Source organism: Neobacillus drentensis, from assembly GCF_036962765.1.
GTDB lineage: Bacteria > Bacillota > Bacilli > Bacillales > Cytobacillaceae > Neobacillus > Neobacillus drentensis_C.
Window position 1 is genome coordinate 800 of the sequence record NZ_JBALOS010000366.1, and the last position, 543, is coordinate 1,342.

Consider the following 543-nt stretch of genomic DNA (forward strand, 5'->3'; position numbering starts at 1 on the left):
CCAGACATATATAATTACCTCAGAAAAGGCGTTTGCATGTATTGCAGACGCTTTTTTATTTTTAGAAATTATTTAAGCAAAACGCATATTTTGTCCTATCCCTTATGACAATTGTCCAATCCATCCTTGTCTTAAGAAATATATATACATAGTGAGAGTTTTTTCCTTCAGATATTCCAATAGGAGGTGAAATGATATGTGGGGATTATGTGGCGGTTACGGTTATGACGGCGGTTATGGCTACGGCGGTGGCTATGGCGGCAGTACTTTTGTATTAGTCGTTGTATTGTTCATTCTGTTAATCATCGTACTTGCTAGTTTTTGCTAATGTTTGAAAAACCAAATAGAAGGATTTTGACTGAGTAAAGTAAATTTAAATTAGAATAGTTGGAGGCGTTATACATGGGTGATGGAATGGGAAGTGCTTTTGCGTTAATCGTTGTATTGTTCATTCTGCTTATCATTGTCGGGACTTCGTTTATGAGCGGCTACTAAATTGTACGGAACAAAGGGCAGGTTAAGTTAATCTGTCCCTTTGTCATA

The 543-nt window shown here is 36.8% G+C and carries 2 protein-coding genes; both read left to right on the forward strand.

Translation table 11 applies throughout. The annotated features are described in order from the left end of the window. Positions 1-196: 196 nt before the first annotated feature. Positions 197-328, forward strand: coding sequence for a sporulation protein YjcZ (gene yjcZ / locus V7137_RS29560; protein ID WP_335701368.1), 132 nt, complete (start codon positions 197-199; stop codon positions 326-328). Positions 329-414: 86 nt separating this feature from the next. Continuing rightward, on the forward strand, positions 415-495 hold the full coding sequence (locus V7137_RS29565) for a YjcZ family sporulation protein (protein WP_269320614.1): 81 nt from the start codon (positions 415-417) through the stop codon (positions 493-495). Positions 496-543 lie beyond the last annotated feature (48 nt).

Coding starts and splice junctions, on each gene's coding strand:
- yjcZ (WP_335701368.1), top strand. CDS start 197: ATGTGGGGATTATGTGGCGGTTACGGTTATGACGGCGGTTATGGCTAC.
- V7137_RS29565 (WP_269320614.1), top strand. CDS start 415: ATGGGAAGTGCTTTTGCGTTAATCGTTGTATTGTTCATTCTGCTTATC.